We start from the raw sequence: 17516 nt of genomic DNA, 5'->3' as shown, positions 1-17516 counted from the left end.
CCGATGAGTGTGGCACAGCATGTAGTTAAAAGGCCGGTTCTGGGAATTGTGGTGTTTGGCCTTATCGCCATCGTCGCCCTGTACCTGGTCTCCGGCATTGCTATTGATATGTTTCCTGAAACAAGTATGCCGATGCTGGTGGTTACGACTTCCTACAGCGGCGCGGGGCCTGAGACGGTTGAAAAATCGGTAACCAGGGCGCTGGAAGCCCAGCTCGTAAACTTGAGCGGATTAACCGAAATGACTTCCACTTCCAGCGAAGGGTCCAGCATGATACGGCTGGAATTTGATTACGGCGCCAATCTTGAGGCCAAGATCAACGATATCCGGGACCGTATCGACCGGGTCAGGCGGCGGCTTCCCGATGAAGCGGATACCCCTTCCATCATGCAGTTTGATCCCAACTCCATGCCCATACTCCGCATCGCGGTTAAGGGGGACCGGACCCAAAATGAACTCCGCGCCATTGCGGTGGATACGATTCAGGACCGGCTTGAGCAGGTTGACGGCGTTGCTTCAACCAGTGTGATGGGGGGCCGCGAGCAGTTTGTCCGGGTAGAAATAGCGCAAAACCGCCTTGAAGCCTACGGCCTTACCATCACCGGTATCGCCGGAACCCTGGCCGCGCAAAATATTGAGCTGGGGGCCGGTTCTATTGTGGAGGGCTCAAAAAATTACAGCGTCAGAACTACCGGCGAATATAAGTCCCTGGCGGACATTGCCGAAACGGTCATCGCAAAACGGAACGGCGCGGATATAAGGCTTTTGGATATAGCCGACGTTGCTCTGGGCTATCCCGATGAAACCTCGACGGTGTATATCAACGGTGAAAGCGGCGTGTATGTGGGAGTTACCAAACAGAGCGGCTCCAATTCCGCGGCGGTGGCGGACCGGGTATACGAAAAACTTGAGGAAATAAAAAAACTGCTGCCCCAGGATGTGAGCCTCGAAATAACCCAGGACGATACCACCCAGATTAGGGATATGATCAATGAACTTTTGAATTCCGCCCTTATGGGCGCGGCGCTGGCTATGGCGGTCCTCTTTTTCTTTTTGCGGAACATAAAAAGCGCGATCATCATCGGCATTTCCATTCCCTTTTCCATTTTGGTAACCCTCCTCGTGATGAACCTGGCGAACATTACCCTAAATATGCTTACCATGGCGGGGCTCATTCTGGGGATAGGCATGATTGTGGACTGCTCCATTGTTATTCTGGAAAATATTTTTAAATTCCGGGAGCGGGGCGCAAAACCCGATATAGCGGCCGTTCTGGGAACCCAGGAAGTGATGTCTTCCATCGTTTCCTCCACCCTCACCACCCTCTGCGTGTTTGTGCCGATATTTCTCTTCAAGAACCGGCTGGAAATGATGGGAGAATTATTCCAGGGTCTTATTTTTACCATCGGCGTTGCCCTGGCATCCAGCCTTTTCGTGGCGATTTTTTTGGTTCCCATCCTGTCCGGAAAGTATTTGCCCCTGAAAACACGAGCGCAGCATCCGCTAAAAAACAAGACGCTCATTGCCATTGACGGGGCCATTGAGTCCCTCCTTAACCGTCTGACCGGAGGATACCGCCGCCTGCTTTCCGCGGCGATTAATCACCGCCTGGCGGTGCTGGTACTGGTTGTCGCCGCTTTTGCCGGTTCCGTGTTGTGCCTTCCAAAAATGCAGATCACCATGATGCCCCGCATGAACGAGGAATCGGTGCGGCTTAACGTCGAGCTTCCCCTGGGAACCAGATACGAAGATACCAAGGCGGTGATGCTGCAGCTTCAGGAAATCGCTATTGATGAAATAAAGGGGGCGAAAAATATTATCGTCAACGTTGGTTCCGGCGGACGGGCTATGGGCGGCAGCGGCACCAACCGGGGGGAATTAAGCGTCAGTTTGAATATGGATAATCCTGCTGCGGACAATTCAAATCAGGTGATGAACAAACTGCGGGCCCATTTTGATGATTTTCCCAACGCCGCTTTAAGTTTTGGACAGGGTATGGGCCGGGCTATGGCCGGGGGATCGGATATTGATCTGGTCCTCAGCATTGATGATATAGACACGGGATTGCAGGCGGCCCGGGAAATAGCGGAGATTCTCAAGGCGGAGGTCCCCGAGGTTACCGAAGTCTCCGTTGACATGACCGAAGGGCTGCCCCAGGTGGAAGTGGTCATTGACCGGCGGCGGGCCTACAACCTGGGGCTTTCGGTCAGTGGCATCGCCAATGAAATTGCCGCGGCCATGAACGGCGTCACGCCGACCAGCTTCCGGTACAGCGGAACCGAATATTCGGTAACGCTGGAACTGCGGAAAGAAGACCGGGAGAAACTACCGGACCTGCAGCGGATTTTTGTATCTTCCAGCACGGGGGCGCTCATTCCCCTTTCCAATTTCGCCTTGTTGGAAAAGGGAACGGGCCCGGTAAGCATCAGCCGGGAAAATCAATCCAGAACCATTCATGTTACCGGAACTTTGATAGAAGGATTTCGGGCAGATGAGGTGGAAAATAAAATCAAGGGCATTCTTGACAGCACCTTTATTCTTCCCGAAAACGTAAGTTTGTCCTATAAAGGCCAATGGGGGGAGATTACCAAAACTATTTGGACTTTTACCCTTATTATAACTCTGGCGGTACTTCTGGTGTTCGGCGTCATGGCCGGCCAATACGAGTCATTCAAAGATCCCCTCATCAACCTTTGTACCATCCCTTTAATGTTGATAGGCGTGGTGGCTATCTATCTTGCGGCAGGGCAGGCCATCAGTACCTTTACCCTGGTGGGCCTGGTGATGCTGGCGGGCATTGTGGTGAACAACGGTATAGTCCTGGTGGACTACACCAACCTGCTCGTAGGCCGGGGCGTTCCGGTTCGGGACGCCTGTATTGACGGGGGAACATCCCGGCTGCGCCCGGTCCTGATGACCACCCTGACGACGATTTTGGGGCTGATACCCATGGCCTTTTTCCCCGGCAAATCCGCCATGATGATTCAGCCCATAGGACTGACCGTCATAGGCGGCTTGACCTCCTCCACCTTTATTACCCTGTTCTTTATTCCCGTCATGTATTCCTTTATAAACGAACATCGGGGAAAACGCATTAAAAAGGAGACGGAAAAATGAAACGGATGGAGTTAATGGCAAACCGGTCGGTGGAGGAAGAAATCATCAACGCCCTTGAAGTGGGTATAGGCAATTTTTTTTACACCCTGTTGCCGGTGGTACACGGAAGGGGCAAAACCCAATACCGTCTGGGTACCCCTACCTGGCCCGAGGAAAACTTTCTTTTAATCAGTTATTTGCATGACCGGGATGCGGAAGCGGCGCAATCCGTTGTTGTGGAAATAAAAAACTGTTTTCCCCAAGAGGGAATAAAAACCTTTTTTATTGATAGTGATGGTTGAAAAAACAGGCCCGGTTCTTAGTACAAGACCGCAGTCATAGCCCCCGCCGTTTTTACCGCACCCACGGGGAACCGGGCTTTTTACAAGCCGAGGCCAAATCAGCCGGAGTCTTCCCCGCTACATACCGTACCCATATCCCCATTTCCTCCCTTGCAAGGCGTTGCGGAGCTTTTTTCGATTTGCTTTACCGATAATGCTAAAATAAGTCCTTCAAAGGGGGCAGCAATCAGAGGGTTCCGCAATTCAAAGAAAATCACCCCCATACTAAACTTATAAATCAGCCAACAAAAGCAATATGCCATGATACAGAGTATCGTTGAAATCAGGCGCTATATATGTTCTTCCCGCCAGAACCATCGCATCGCTCTGTTTTTTTGACGGATACGCCAGCGGATATAAACCGTGAATATAAGACAAGAAGGAGGTCATAAAAAAATTCTTTTTTGAAATGTCGCCTTGAGGAAAATATTTATCAAGGCTTTCCCGAATCGTAACAAACGCGCCGTCCGCTTCTTTCTTGAAACCAATCAGTTTTTCCAGCCTGCATTGATTTTCAATAGTGGTACAAAGAATAGTAAGCAGCCGGAGCATTTTCTTACGGGAGGCCGCACTTTCCGTAAGAAAAGCACCATACTGTTCTTTGGTCATTATTTCAGTAGTTTGGATTACCCTTTGCATGGAAACATCCCAATCCAGCATTTCTTTTTTCAAGAGGTCGAGCAAAACCTCATCCTTTGTTTTGTAATAGATATAGATGGTCGGCCGTTTGAAGGAGGTCATCTCCGAGATTGCCTTGAAGTTTACCCCCTCATAACCGTATTGACTATACAATACATCACAGGCGTTGATGATTTCTTCCTGACGGCTGAAGATCTGTTCTTCCGTCCTTGCCCTGATAAAACCCATCATGATTTCCTCTTGATTTATTTTACACAGAATTCAAAAAAAATCAAGAACAATAGTTGACAGTCCGTTATTTATCTGCTACAATTAGATGACATTGTGTCAACTATATGTTGTATAAATCGGATGTGTAGCATGAAGAAATATTTGTTTTTTTTATTCGCGTTTTTTTGTATGGAGGTAACTATGCCGGCACAAAATCAAAACAATAAAATCTTGATTGCGTATTTTTCATGGAGTGGAAACGCCAGGGCGCTCGCCGGACAGATAGCACAGGAAACCGGCGGGGATTTGTTCGAGATAAAGACGGTGAAAGTCTATCCCGATACCTACAACGAATGTATCGAAGTAGCCAAACAGGAACAGGACAGGAACGACCGCCCCGCCATTTCCGGCAGCGTTACCAATATGGCGCAGTACGGCACGGTCTTTCTGTGCTATCCAAACTGGTGGGGAACCCTGCCCATGGGGGTTTTTACCTTCCTTGAATCCTATGATTTTTCCGGCAAGACGATGTATCCCCTCATTACCCACGGGGGCAGCCGTTTTGGAAGAAGCCTTGAAGACATAAAAAAACTGTGCCCGCGTTCTGTAATCGGCGAAGGACTTTCCGTCAGCGCGTTTGACACCAATCCCAAGGATGGCACGAGGGTAACCGTGCCGAACAGGGATCTTAATTCCTGGCTTCGCAGGCTTGGAATGTCAAGATAAAAGAGGCGGTTCCATTTCAAGGGACACGCGATGGCCGGTTTTGGCGGCGCAATCAACAACATATCCATTGACTGTGATTGTTCCGGCAATCCGGCCCCGCCGGATGTTTTCTTACCCTATATCAGATTAAAGGGTTTCAAAATCTTGTCCACCTCTACGGGCTTCCCGTTGGCGTCATCTACCGTAACCTTGGCAAAGGCCCAGCCCTCAATCCGGGAAGGATCGACTCCGGCGGCGATAAACGGTTCGGGGTTAAGGACAAAAACAATATCCTTGTCATTGGCGCCCATATTCTTGGCCCATTCAAAGAGATTACCATCCCCCAGGCTCACCCCATAATGATCCAGCGCGCCATGATAACCGATACTGCTTCTTTTGAGTTTTACGATCTGTTCATAAGAAGCAAGGGGGGTAACTTCGCCCGCATATTTGAGCGTTTCCCCGCCAAGTTTTGTTCCCACCATGATCATGCCCTTAGAGAAGGCGAAATTTTCCGGGAGCCTTTCAGGGTCAAGCCCCGCGGCAATGAAGGGGGCGGCGTCGAATTCCAGCATAACATCATGCAGGGGGCTTTCGGCGTAGTTTTTACTCCAGATAAAACGTACCGTACCGTCCGGGGCCGCCAAAGACCAACCGCCGTTCGTTTCGTCCGGCGTTACCGCCTGGGGGATCTGCCGCAAAACCTTGTCAAAGGATGCTATTGAATTTGTTCCCACCACATCCAGTTTCCCGCAGGAAACCGCCGTCAGCACGAGCAGGGCAAAGATCCCCGCGCAAAGAATTTTTGTTGTCGTTTTCATTTTCCCTATACTCCTTTCTATTCTAACAGCAGCCGTGGATCGCCGCGGTTTCCAGTGTTTCACGCGGGGGATTAGCTGCCCCGGCCGCCTTAAACCGTTTGAGCCGCAGGGCATTGGTCAACACCGATACCGATGAGAGACTCATCGCGGCGGCGGCAAATATCGGGTTTAAGAGCGGCCCACCAAAGAGATACAAGAGACCCGCCGCAATGGGAATGCCCACCACGTTATATCCAAAAGCCCAAAAGAGATTCTGCTTGATATTGCGGATCGTCTTTTTGCTCAAGTTGATGGCCGTGGGAACGTCCATGAGATCACTCCTCATAAGTACAATATCGGCACTTTCCATCGCAACATCGGTCCCGCTTCCGATGGCAATACCGATGTCCGCTTGCGCCAATGCCGGAGCGTCATTAATGCCGTCCCCTACCATTGCCACTTTGCGGCCTTCATCTTGCAGTTTTTTCACCTCTAGGGATTTGTCCTGGGGCAGCACTTCGGAAAGCACCCGGTCAATGCCTACCTGTTTGGCAATGGCGGCGGCGGTTTTCTTGTTGTCCCCGGTAATCATGGCGACCTCAATTCCCATTTTGTGCAGGTTTTCTATCGCCGCCTTGCTGCTCTTTTTCAGCACATCCGCAACAGCCACGATCCCCGCAATTTTGCCGTCAAGAGCAACATACATCGGGGTTTTGCCTTCACTGGCAAGACGGTCGGAGGCTTCCTCAAGTTCCGCAAGGGAAATTCCCTTGTCGTCCATGAGTTTTTTATTCCCCGCAAGAACCGCGCGGCCCTTGATACCCGCTTCAATGCCCCGTCCGGTGACAGCCTCAAAACTTTCGGTATTGAAAATTTCCAGCCCCTTCTGCTGAGCCCCCTGCACAATGGCTTGTCCTAATGGGTGTTCGCTTCCTTTCTCCGCGGAGGCCGTTATCTGCAGAAGATAATGCTCCTCAATACCCGCGACCGTAACCACATCGGTAACTTCGGGTTTACCCTCCGTTATCGTCCCGGTTTTGTCAAATACGATGGTGTTGATTTTGTGGGCCGTTTCCAGCGCCTCGCCGCCTTTAATCAAAATGCCGTTTTCCGCGCCTTTGCCGGTTCCCACCATAATAGCGGTAGGCGTGGCAAGACCGAGCGCACAGGGGCAGGCAATAACCAGTATCGAGATAAAAATAGTAAGGGAAAATTCAAGGACCGATTTTCCCGCGGGCAGTGATACCAGCCCGGTGGAGGCCGCCGCAAACCACGCAACGCCCGCAACAACAGCAATGATACAGACGATGGGGACAAAGTAGCCGGAGACAATATCGGCTAACTGGGCAATGGGGGCCTTGCTGCCCTGGGCGTCTTCCACCAATTTAATGATTTGCGCTAACGCCGTTTCCCCTCCGACTTTTTCGGCCTTAAACCGGATAACGCCGTTACTGTTAATGGTGGCGGCGTACACCTTATCTCCGGCTTTTTTGTCCACCGGCATACTTTCCCCGGTAAGCATGGATTCATCAATGGCGGTATGGCCTTCGGTGACAAGGCCGTCCACGGGGATCTTCGCGCCGGGCTTCACCACAATAATATCGCCGGGGATCACTTCATCAATGGGAATTTCTTTTTCCCCGCCCTTTTCGATAATGATTGCCGTTTTCGGCGCAAGCCCCATCAGTTTCTTGATGGCCTCACTGGTCCTGCCTTTGGAAACCGCCTCAAGGGATTTCCCCAAAAGGATAAGGGCGATGATCACCCCGGCGGTTTCGAAGTAGAGCGAATCAACCGCGTGGAAGTTGCCCCCCGCAATCTCAAAAATGTTGTACACGCTGTAAAGGATCGCCGCCGATGTCCCCACGGCGATAAGGCTATCCATGTTGGGGCTGCGGTGCAAGAGGTTTTTGAACCCCACGGTGTAAAAGCGGTTGCCGGCAATGATGATGGGAATGACCAGAACCAATTCCGCCAGCCCATAGAGAAGGGGGAAGTTCATCGGGGCCAGCGCCTTGGGGAAAGGCAGCGTAAACCACTTAATCATCGGGACCATTGCGATGTAGAGCAGGGGCAAACCGAATGAGGAAGCGACAATAAATTTCGTCCGGAGGGTTTTGATTTCTTTTTCCTTGCGGAGTTTGTCCTCGTCCACCGCTCCCTCTTTGGAAAAATCAAGGGCTTTGTAGCCCGCCTTTTCAATCGCTTCTTTGATGGAAGAAAGGCGCAGGGTTTGGGGATTGTAGATCACCGTGGCCTTTTCCGTGGCTATGTTTACCGAGGCGCTTTCCACGCCCTCCAGTTTGTTGAGCGCCTTTTCCACCCGTGCCGAACAAGCCGCGCAGGTCATCCCGCCAATAGGAATAGTAACCGTGCTGCCATGGGGTCTATCCAAAACCTGATAGCCTATCTTGACCACCGCGTCCTTAATACCGGCAAGGGTTTGGGTGTCCTGATATTCAACAAACAGTTTTTCACTGGCAAGATTTACCGTGGCGCTATTCACTCCCGTCAGTTTCCGTACGGTCTTTTCGATCCGTCCGGCGCAGGCCGCACAGGTCATCCCAGCTATGCTTAATGTCTGGCTTTCCATATTACCCCCTTCTCCACCTTGAAAAGATAGATTTTGCTTCTTTCAAATAGTCCTTTGAAATGGTAATGGTCGCGGCTGTTACTGTTTTGTTTTGCGGGAAAATCGGCACGGGATTACAACCGCCGCTCCTCACTTCTACCTGGCTCATGCGGAAGCGGTTGCCGCAGTTCTGGCAGACCAGTACCGTCCCTTGCTGTTTGTAGAAGCCCCGTCCCGAACCGTAACAAACCTGGCAGGTGTTAAAGGCCGTGCGTATGGTGCCGTCCGGGGCCTTTACCGCCAAAACCTCAAGCCGGGTCCCCTCAATATCAACGGGATAGAAAACCGCGTTTTCTGTAAGCTCTTGAATTTGGATAACCAGATCGCGGTCGGCAATCGGCGGCTTTACCAGATTGAGCTGTCCGCTCTGCGCGAATACGACAGACCCTAGTAACAACAGAACTGTTTCCAAGAGAAAAACTTTATGTATATTGCGACAGTTTTTCATTCTTTTACTCCTGTAAAAAATATTTTTTTGCACCCTGCGGCGCACCGCCAACGGCGTTTATACTTCAATATCCCGGTTTCCCCTGGGGCCGCAGCAGTCGGGGAGTTTACCCTTGGGCGGCTTGAGGAATTTTTTCGCGAATAGCAAAATACCCGACAGAAATACGAGTACCGCAATAACGGCGATAATGTTTTCCATTTCGTTTACCTCCTGCATAAAAACTAACACAACATTGTGTCAGAATTATGAATTTTATTCATCATCCTGTTTTTTCTTACCCCGGCCCTGCAAGAGCAGAACCGCGCCAATTAAAATCACCGGGACGATACAATGCCAATGACTCAATAAAAAATCCACGGTCTTACCTCCTTCAAATTTTTTACGCCCCTGCTCTTCCGCAGCAACCGCCCTGAGACGCTGCCGCTTCAAAATAGGCATCCGGGTAAATCTTGGTTTCAAAATTTCCCACTTCCGCCTTAATTGCCTCGATGTCTACGGCATTCAAGTCATCTACCACTTTCACATAACCGTAAAATACGTTGTCCCCGGTGGAAAAATCAAAGTCATCGGTAGGCATTAACTGAATAATGTTATCCCCCTGTTCCATGTCTATCTGTGTATAATAGGCGGGGAAAATAAGCCGGCTGTTCCCCGGATCAAGGGAATCGTTATTGATAGTCAACAATGCCGGCATATCCCGCTGAAACACGATTATGCCAGTATCCATGCCGTCATCGCGGAGCTTGATGGTGATAGCTTGGTAAGAAAAACCATAGGTTTCCGTTCCCTGTATTTCAGCCAACAAAACTTTGTCCGTGGGAATGGCTACCCCCGCCGGAACAGGAGTAGTATCCGGTTCTTGTATATCGGCGACATTCTCCCCCTCGGCAACTACGGTGATGGAACTCCGTATCATTCCCATCCAGCAGGAATAAGAAAATCTGCCGGTCTTGTCAGGAGTAAACTCTATCACGTTTTCTCCGGGTTGGAAGCGGTGTTCAATCTTGTATTCCCGGATGATCATGCGGTTGTTACAGCCGTTGATGCTCCCCTGGGGGGCGTTAATGGTCCATTTTACCGGAATACCCTGTTGGACCGTGATCGCCGGATACCGCCCGCCGCTTAAAGAGGAATTCACGATCTGGTAGCCATTCTCGATAAGCGGTTCAAAGGTTTCGGCATCCGCGGCTCCGCTTGGGGCAGCGAAGGGATTAAACGCGGCCCGTATCGAATCAAGGGGATTGAAGTTGATACCCGCCAGATTCCAGCCGTTGGTAAACATGGTCATCCCCAGCACCGTAACCAGAACCGCTCCGGCCTTCATAACCCGCAGGGTAAATTTTTTGCTCAGAACGGAACTCAAGGCCCCTATGCCGAACATCAGGGGAACCGTCCCCATACTGAAAAGAAACATCGAAATTCCCCCGGCAATGGGGCTGCCGGTGGATAGGGCGTAAAGCTGCATGGCCTGTAAAGGACCGCAGGGCATAAGAGCGTTAAGGAGACCGATAATCAGGGGGCTTTTATTCCCCGTTTTTTGTTCATCTATTTTTTTTGCGAAAATCTTCGGCATATGCAGGCTAAAACGGCGGAGGGTGGTTCCTACGGAACCTTGGAATATACCGAGCATATTGATTCCCATCATCACCATGAAAACCCCGGCGGCAAGCTGTACCGCCCCCTGGAAACGTCCCGATACGGTAATTACCGAGCCCAAAGCGCCGACGATAATCCCAACCGCGGTATAGGAAAGCACCCGCCCCCCATTGTAGAGGATGCTGGGAAGCAGGGTCTCCCACCGCCTGCCCCCTTCAGGCCTTGTTTGGGGAATACACTGGGAAAGATTAATCCCCCCGCACATAGCCACACAGTGAACGGATGTGACAAGGCCAATGATGAATAACATACCGTACCCCATCCCCGCTTCCGCCAGGGGGAAAGCCGAGGCAAGGGCGCTTACACCCAAGCCTTGCAACAGCACATAGAGGGAAAGGATGATGATGAGCATTCCCGCAATTTGTGAAAAGTCAGCCTTGTATTTCCCGTCCAATACCCTGTAGTCAAGTTTTTCAATAGCTTCGGTAATCTCTTTCATCGTAACTACCGAGGTGTTGTAGGTAACAGCCGCCGTTCCGGCGCTAAAACTAACGGCCGCCTGCTCAACTCCCACGGTACTTTTCAGTTTCTTTTCAATTCTGTTCTGGCAGCTTATACAGGTCATGCCGCCGATACGGATCGTTGCCGTTTTCATATAAACCCTCCGGCCTCCTCTTGTTTTACATGGTATAATCTAGCATATAATTGTGATTAAATTATGAAGATCTCAAAAAAAACAGACTTTTTTTTGTATTTTACCGTTTCAGCGAAAGCCCAAAAAAGCCGGTCCCCTTCGTAGGCGCCAACCCCAGGAAAGGAGGTCTCCTGTATAGGTATGGGTGGACAAGGGAACCGGCTGGAGCTGATTTTTTAGTTGCTCAAACCTCTAATAACGTTCTGTTTCTTACGCATTTAACAAATGCGTTGTTCACAAATATGTTTTTACACACTTTGTTTTTCCCGCCGTCTGTACCAGAGCAGGTAAATGCTTGGCAGGATAAACAGGGTCAGTATGGTGGAAGTCGCCAGACCTCCGGTAACCACAATCGCCATGGGCTTTTGCATTTCCGCGCCGGTTCCGCTGCCCAAAAGCAGGCTTAAACTGGCCGCCAGGGTGGTTCCGGCGGTCATCATCACCGGGCGGAGGCGGGACAATGCGCCCTCGAAAACCGCCTCCTTCAATGGCTTGTCCGCCCACTTTGCTTGATATAGGTGATCATGATGACGCCGTTCTCCAGGGCTATGCCGCCCAGGGCGATATAGCCCACCATCGCCGCCACGGTAAAGCAGGTGCCGGCGAGGTACATCGCCACAATACCGCCCACCAGGGAAAAGGGAATGTTCAACAGGATCAGCACCGCGTCACTGAAAGACTTAAAGGCCATATAGAGCAGGAAAAACATCAGGGCGATGACGATGGGAACAACGATGGCCAGCCGGTTTTTCGCCCGTTCCTGGTTTTCAAATTCCCCGGCCCACTTGTAGGAGTAGCCCGCGGGAAGGTTTACTTTTTCACTGATGACTTGATTGGCTTCGTTGACAAAGCTCACCACGTCCCGGCCTCTGGTATTCATCTGGATGATGAGTACCGGCATACCGTCCTCACTGCTGATCATGGACGGGTCGTCCACTATACGGAATTGCGCCAGATCGCCCAGGGGTACGGCGAGAGCGGCCTCAATGTCAAAGGCGGTTTGCTGTAAGGCGCGTATATCTTCGCCGTAGAGTTTGATACCGAGGTCGGTTCTTACCCCGGTGGTCAGCATGACGAGCCGTCCGGTGATGGGCTGGGTAAAGGCCAGGTTCAGCCCCGGCAGGGCGGCGAGTTTGCCCATCATTTCATATTCTATGGTTTCCTGGGTAAGCCCTTCGCGCCACTGTTTTTTGGTTTCAGGGTGACAATGGTTTCAATCATGCTGATAGGGGCGGGGTCCATTGCGGTTTCGGCCCTGCCTACCTTGCTTACCGAAAGATCGATTTACGGGCCGGAATAAACGGCGAGTCTCTGGCGGCAGGGATATTACGAAAAAGCATCAGTTCCCTTGAAGCGCAACGTAGAGGATTATGGATCAGTTCTTACGTACCATCGTTGAATTTTTCATGGAACGCCTCACCCATGTATAGCGGTAAAACCGATGAGTGGATGGACAGCGAACAATTTTCAATAACCCTTTTGATGAAACTGGATAATTTTCTCCCCTAGTCTCAGACAAAAGAGCAAATTGATTCTCTCGGCGACAGCATCGCCATGCAGCAAAACCATTTGCGGGAAAGCATATTGATTCATCAGAATACTGTCTGGCAATTACAACGGAATATAATCCAGTCAGAGGAGGCCATAGAAACTCTGCGTCTTAACGTCACGTTGGCCGAAGAAAGCATAGTTGCTATGAGCATTACCAACTCCTCACATAATTTATTTACGCCTCAACCGACGCCTTTGCCTTTATCGAAACATTCTTCCACTTACCGGAAATCAAGTATACGGCGATTATCAGCAACCCGCCCAAATGCCCGCCGGGGCTGCCCAGCCCGACACCGAAAAGCCCCCAACCGAAGTACACGCCAAAGAGATAGCTTAACGGAACGCGCAATAAAACCGAATACAAAATGCTCGTAACCATAGCGATAACCGTGTGCCCCGCGCCGATGAAGAACCCGTTAATACAGGATATAATGGGGAGCAACAGGAAGCTGAAGCTGAAAGCTCTTAAATAGCTGACGCCGTCTTGAATCACGGCGGGGTCGTCACCGAAAATCGAGATGATGTGCGACGGGAATACCCACGCTAAAACGAAGAACGCCCAAGTTAGAACGGCGGCAAAAGTCGTTCCGATACGGCAGCTTCTTATCGCCCTATCCATTTTGCCTGCGCCGATGTTCTGCGCTGTCATAGTCGATATAGCGACGCTGATTGCCATAAGTGGTATGAACGCGAAGTTGCCGAATTGGTTCGCGGAGGCGGCCCCCGCCGAACCGCTGACCCCGCCAACCACGTTTATAAGCGTTGTAACAAACAACAGCGAAAGGCTTGTAAAGCCGCTTTGTATACAACTCGGCAAACCGATTTTGATGATAAGCCCAAGTTCGGCTTTATAGAGCCTAAACGACGACGGCTTAAAATCAAACTGAAACTTGTTGCGTATCAAATATCTGATACAAAGTATCACGCTTAACGCCTGTGAAATCACCGTCGCCACCGCCGCCCCAAACGCGCCAAGGTGGAAACCCGCGACAAAAACCAAATCAAGCACAATGTTTGTTACACAGGAAATCGATACAAAGTAGAACGGCTGTTTTGAATTTCCCATTCCTCGAAGAATTGCCGACAAAGCGTTATACCCGAAGATGAAAACAATACCAACCGCCGTAACCGTAAGATAGGCGGCGCTTTCGGGATAGGACTCAGGCGGCGTTTGTATAAGGCGCAATATCGGGTTCTTAAAAATCAGTATGACCGCCGCGATGCCGGCACCGCAGAACAACAGCAGGGTAATGATTGTAGCGGTGGTTTTTTTTATGCCGTCGTTGTTGTTCGCCCCCATATACTGCCCGATGAGGACGGTCGCGCCCGTAGTGAAGCCCATAACCAAAAACGTTAGTGTCATGGTAATCTGCCCACCGATACTGACGCCCGACATACTGGCGGGGCCGGAAAAGTTGCCGACGATGAATATATCGGCGGCGTTATACAATGACTGAATGATGTTCGTCGCGAGGAACGGCAGAGCGAACAGCACCATCTTCTTAAAAACACTCCCTGTGGTAAGGTCTTTTTGTATTTTTGACATTTCTTCAATCTCCTTTGATAATTATTTTATCACTGCTATATAATACAGGACGGAAAATTATTCGCCACGCAAGTACCCAGCCGCCATTTCCAAAAACCGCTTCGCAGGCGGTTAAAAGGGTCTGAATTTCAGTTGTTGCTCCCGCCGGAATGTTAAAAGCCGCCAATTTTGGGTTTACATAGGCAACAAGTGTCTTTGACCATTCTAAAAAAGCCCCGTCCGAGTGGGGAATGTAGTCTTCAGCCATAATTTACGCTCCTTTTACGATAATTTTGTAGATTGTCCTGCCTTTGGGGATATTCTACAGAAGTCCCATAGAGTTCTATGAAGGTTCCGTAGTATTTAAAGTATTTCCGCAGAGTTCTACAAGAGTTCCATAGACTTCTACAGAAGTTCCGTAGAGTTCTACGAAATTTCTATAGAGTTCTATAAGACTTGCGTAGAACACTACAGGGTTTCCGTAGTGTTCTACGAAGGATTTGTAGAATATCCTATTTGTTTTGCTTGTTTCCCAAACCAAATCCTGTAACAATCGCCTTACGCGGACATACTTTTTTACAAAGCCCGCATCTGATACATTCCGATTCGTTTTGTTTCCCGTAGGGAATAATATCCATCTTGCATGCTTTTGTACATTTATTACATTCTATACATAACCCTCTATCGATACGATATTTATATAATGAAATTTTATTTCCTAATGACATCGCAGCCCCAACCACACAAAAATATTTACAAAACGGTCTTTGTATTATAACAGCCGCCAGAAAAAGAATTGCTCCTATAATAACACCATAGGACGGCCGGCTGCTTTCTTCATTAGTTGCGGGGAGTATGCCAACAGCCGATAAAATCCCTGAAACGATCATAACGGCTAAACCGATATATTTTATGAGGCGAAAATATTTATCGGCTTTAAATGTTTTAATTTTTATTGGAAATGGTATTTTATGGATTAAACTCTGGAGCAATCCCAAAGGGCATACCATGCCGCAAAAAATCCTGCCAAAAATGACAACCGAGATGATTGTCAGCCCTAAGAATGCCGGTGGGAGAATGCTTCCCACACTTACTATTTCAGTGTTCATATTCATACTTCCATGATCGTTGTTGTATTCTTAAAAAATCCATATACAAATCATTTAATTTTTTTCGTAAGTAAATAACCGCATAATGTTTCCGTGAAAGCAGAGTATTTACCGGAACACCGCTCTTTTGCGATATTTCTTTTACAGGCAAACCTAAAAATTCCGTCTGAATAAAAATATCACGTTGTGCAGGAGGCAATTCATCAATAGCTGTTTCTATTTGCTCCCATATAATTGAACGTAACATTTCTGTTTCCGGCGTCGTTTCATCGGCGGATAGTATATCAATAAAATTTGCTATACCATCTTCGGTTTCGTCATCAACAGCTGCCAATACAGAAAAGGGAATGTCCTGCTTTTTTTTATGCCGATTGATAATCATATTCCGGGCGACACTGAAAAGCCATGCCGCAGTTTGTTCGATAGGTTTTGTCAAATCACTCATGCGGGTAAGTTGATAAAAAATATCCTGCACAACATCTTCGGCATCGTCCGAGGATGTAAGATGCTTGCGAACAAAAGAAACAAGCCGTTCTTTATATTCTGTAAAAATCTTTGCGATATTTATTTGCGGCATGGGCTATGCGTTCATTCATTTTCGGTATCCGTCTCTTTTCCGGTATCGTCCGTAAAACGATGATGAAAGTGGTCATGTAAAAAGAAATCTCCATGCTTTTTTATAAAAGCCTTTCGTGCTTCTTCGCTCATGCTATCCCATCTGTCACGGATTGGGTTTTTGTGCCCACTCAAACCATGCGTCCTATTTTTTCCAATTCCTCTGTAGCCGCCGAAAATAATACGGGCAAGTATCAGTAAACCCGCTGTTTGCCAATAATTGATTACCGGCAATCCGAAAATGCCAGGCAGTAATTTATTCCAAAGGAACATTGCCGCCAAACTGAAGAGCGCAATCATCGCCAGAAAAATTACCGCGCCTAAAAGATATTCAAAAATTCGTTTCATGTTAGTCTCCTTGTATATGTAGACAAATTTTCTGGGGAAACATTTTACCTTTCCCCAAAATTCTTTACTAAGATGCGTATTTTCTTAAGGGTTTCATCGGAAACGGTATGCTCCAGTTTACAGGCATCTTTTTCCGCATTCCCGGAGCTTACCCCCAGCGTATCTTGTAAAAAGACAATCAGCAAACTGTTCCGGGCGCGAATTTCATCTGCCCGGCGCTTGCCCTCTTGGGTAAGGCTGACGTACCGATAACGTTCATGTTCCACCATACCATTATCTTCCAACCTTTTAAGAGCGCTGACTACCGATGGCTTTGAAACACCCAACCGCAAAGCCATATCCGTTACCCGAACATTGCCTTTGTCTGAAAGTACATCAATCATTTTGAGGTAATCCTCAAGCGATGGGGTCATCATGCTTCGGCGAACTCCAGCGCACCGGCGAGGCAGGTTCCGATACAAGCTCCGCATTTGTTACAGCGGTAACTATAGTATATCCATGCCCTATTGTCTACCATATTTAACTCCTTATGTATATAGACAAATAAGGAGCCAAAATATTTTAATATTTTATACAATTTTTAAAGAATTTCAGGCACCACGGATCTCCCCAGCGCAAGCGGGTTCTTGAGAGGCCGGCCCCTGCGCCGATGATGAGGGCTTCGGCTTTGTCGAGGGCGGCTTTGAGAACGGCTGTCTTGTGCGAAAGATTGACGTTGGTATATATCATACTATTTTTTCCAAATCTTTGAGTTAACGGAGCCGAAGGTCCAAGAGCGCAACAAGTTTTTCGTATGCCCAAATACGGACACCGGAAACGGTATGTATATATTTACTGTTCTCCAAAACAACCTTATCGCCAAATTTGGTAATGGTACGAATTTTTGGAACATCAATAAAGCGCAGGGGAGAATACTTCGCAATATAATGGGTTGGTATATAAGTGAAATTAAGCTTGAAAACGGTAAGCTGCGACCATTTTAATTGGCGAATTTGATATTGCAGTTCATCATGGAGCGTCTTGTTTAACGCTATTTTTTGAGATAATTCCTCCGGTGTCGGTGCGGAGTTTTGATTGACGGTCAATTCTGGTGAAAAACAGCGTTGTATTTCCTCACACTAGTGTCCAAAACAGGAACAGATTCTACCATACGAACTCCTGCTGAACTGATAATATTGCCGGTGGTTTAGGAGGAGGCGATGGATTG

General features: G+C 48.9%; 19 protein-coding genes. 3 read left to right on the top strand and 16 right to left on the bottom strand.

Annotated elements, in window-relative coordinates:
• Positions 1-3: 3 nt before the first annotated feature.
• Both LQZ21_RS06845 and LQZ21_RS06840 read left to right on the top strand, forming a co-directional pair.
• The gene (locus LQZ21_RS06845; RefSeq protein ID WP_411043535.1) at positions 4-3117 is read left to right on the top strand and encodes an efflux RND transporter permease subunit; all 3114 of its coding nucleotides are present in this window, start codon (positions 4-6) and stop codon (positions 3115-3117) included.
• The gene (locus LQZ21_RS06840; RefSeq protein WP_411043533.1) at positions 3114-3398 is read left to right on the top strand and encodes a PG0541 family transporter-associated protein; all 285 of its coding nucleotides are present in this window, start codon (positions 3114-3116) and stop codon (positions 3396-3398) included. The genes LQZ21_RS06845 and LQZ21_RS06840 overlap by 4 nt, the downstream gene beginning before the upstream one ends.
• 270 nt (positions 3399-3668) lie before the next feature.
• Here LQZ21_RS06840 and LQZ21_RS06835 read toward each other — a convergent pair whose 3' ends face one another.
• Positions 3669-4307: a TetR/AcrR family transcriptional regulator gene (locus LQZ21_RS06835; protein ID WP_411043532.1), complete on the bottom strand. Its 639-nt coding sequence runs from the start codon at positions 4305-4307 to the stop codon at positions 3669-3671.
• A 180-nt stretch (positions 4308-4487) separates the two neighbouring features.
• On the opposite strand from LQZ21_RS06835, the gene LQZ21_RS06830 reads away from it, so the two are divergent.
• Positions 4488-5012, top strand: coding sequence for a flavodoxin (locus tag LQZ21_RS06830; protein WP_411043530.1), 525 nt, complete (start codon positions 4488-4490; stop codon positions 5010-5012).
• Between the two features lie 116 nt (positions 5013-5128).
• On the opposite strand, the gene LQZ21_RS06825 is transcribed toward LQZ21_RS06830, so the two are convergent.
• The 15 genes from LQZ21_RS06825 to LQZ21_RS06755 all read right to left on the bottom strand — a co-directional run bounded on the left by LQZ21_RS06825 (position 5129) and on the right by LQZ21_RS06755 (position 17394).
• The gene (locus LQZ21_RS06825; protein ID WP_411043529.1) at positions 5129-5812 is read right to left on the bottom strand and encodes a hypothetical protein; all 684 of its coding nucleotides are present in this window, start codon (positions 5810-5812) and stop codon (positions 5129-5131) included.
• 22 nt (positions 5813-5834) lie between these two features.
• The gene (locus LQZ21_RS06820; RefSeq protein ID WP_411043527.1) at positions 5835-8384 is read right to left on the bottom strand and encodes a heavy metal translocating P-type ATPase; all 2550 of its coding nucleotides are present in this window, start codon (positions 8382-8384) and stop codon (positions 5835-5837) included.
• A 1-nt stretch (position 8385) separates the two neighbouring features.
• Positions 8386-8871, bottom strand: coding sequence for a DUF2318 domain-containing protein (locus LQZ21_RS06815; RefSeq protein WP_411043525.1), 486 nt, complete (start codon positions 8869-8871; stop codon positions 8386-8388).
• Between the two features lie 57 nt (positions 8872-8928).
• Positions 8929-9069: a hypothetical protein gene (locus LQZ21_RS06810; RefSeq protein WP_411043523.1), complete on the bottom strand. Its 141-nt coding sequence runs from the start codon at positions 9067-9069 to the stop codon at positions 8929-8931.
• Positions 9070-9250: 181 nt separating this feature from the next.
• Positions 9251-11122: an urease accessory protein UreH domain-containing protein gene (locus LQZ21_RS06805; protein WP_411043522.1), complete on the bottom strand. Its 1872-nt coding sequence runs from the start codon at positions 11120-11122 to the stop codon at positions 9251-9253.
• A 287-nt stretch (positions 11123-11409) separates the two neighbouring features.
• The gene (locus LQZ21_RS06800) at positions 11410-11649 is read right to left on the bottom strand and encodes an efflux RND transporter permease subunit (RefSeq protein WP_411043520.1); all 240 of its coding nucleotides are present in this window, start codon (positions 11647-11649) and stop codon (positions 11410-11412) included.
• The gene (locus LQZ21_RS06795; RefSeq protein ID WP_411043518.1) at positions 11646-12305 is read right to left on the bottom strand and encodes an efflux RND transporter permease subunit; all 660 of its coding nucleotides are present in this window, start codon (positions 12303-12305) and stop codon (positions 11646-11648) included. The genes LQZ21_RS06800 and LQZ21_RS06795 overlap by 4 nt, the downstream gene beginning before the upstream one ends.
• Positions 12306-12887: 582 nt before the next feature.
• Entirely contained in the window at positions 12888-14258 is a 1371-nt protein-coding gene (locus LQZ21_RS06790) for an MATE family efflux transporter (protein WP_411043517.1), read from the bottom strand.
• 4 nt (positions 14259-14262) lie between these two features.
• Positions 14263-14505, bottom strand: a complete 243-nt coding sequence (locus LQZ21_RS06785; RefSeq protein WP_411043515.1) for a hypothetical protein — start codon at positions 14503-14505, stop codon at positions 14263-14265.
• A 244-nt stretch (positions 14506-14749) separates the two neighbouring features.
• Positions 14750-15352 (bottom strand): 4Fe-4S binding protein, encoded by a 603-nt coding sequence (locus LQZ21_RS06780; protein ID WP_411043513.1) that lies wholly within the window; start codon positions 15350-15352, stop codon positions 14750-14752.
• Complete coding sequence (locus LQZ21_RS06775; protein WP_411043512.1) at positions 15336-15923, bottom strand: RNA polymerase sigma factor; 588 nt, start codon at positions 15921-15923, stop codon at positions 15336-15338. The genes LQZ21_RS06780 and LQZ21_RS06775 overlap by 17 nt, the downstream gene beginning before the upstream one ends.
• An 11-nt stretch (positions 15924-15934) precedes the next feature.
• The gene (locus LQZ21_RS06770) at positions 15935-16309 is read right to left on the bottom strand and encodes a hypothetical protein (protein ID WP_411043511.1); all 375 of its coding nucleotides are present in this window, start codon (positions 16307-16309) and stop codon (positions 15935-15937) included.
• 44 nt (positions 16310-16353) lie between these two features.
• Complete coding sequence (locus LQZ21_RS06765; RefSeq protein ID WP_411043509.1) at positions 16354-16725, bottom strand: metal-dependent transcriptional regulator; 372 nt, start codon at positions 16723-16725, stop codon at positions 16354-16356.
• A 145-nt stretch (positions 16726-16870) separates the two neighbouring features.
• Complete coding sequence (locus tag LQZ21_RS06760) at positions 16871-17038, bottom strand: hypothetical protein (protein ID WP_411043508.1); 168 nt, start codon at positions 17036-17038, stop codon at positions 16871-16873.
• 23 nt (positions 17039-17061) lie between these two features.
• A complete protein-coding gene (locus tag LQZ21_RS06755) occupies positions 17062-17394 on the bottom strand; it encodes a hypothetical protein (RefSeq protein ID WP_411043506.1) in 333 nt (110 codons plus the stop codon).
• Positions 17395-17516: the final 122 nt, after the last annotated feature.

Source organism: Treponema sp. TIM-1 (assembly GCF_046533115.1).
GTDB lineage: Bacteria > Spirochaetota > Spirochaetia > Treponematales > Breznakiellaceae > JAIRMO01.
This window is presented reverse-complemented; position numbering and strand designations above follow the sequence as displayed.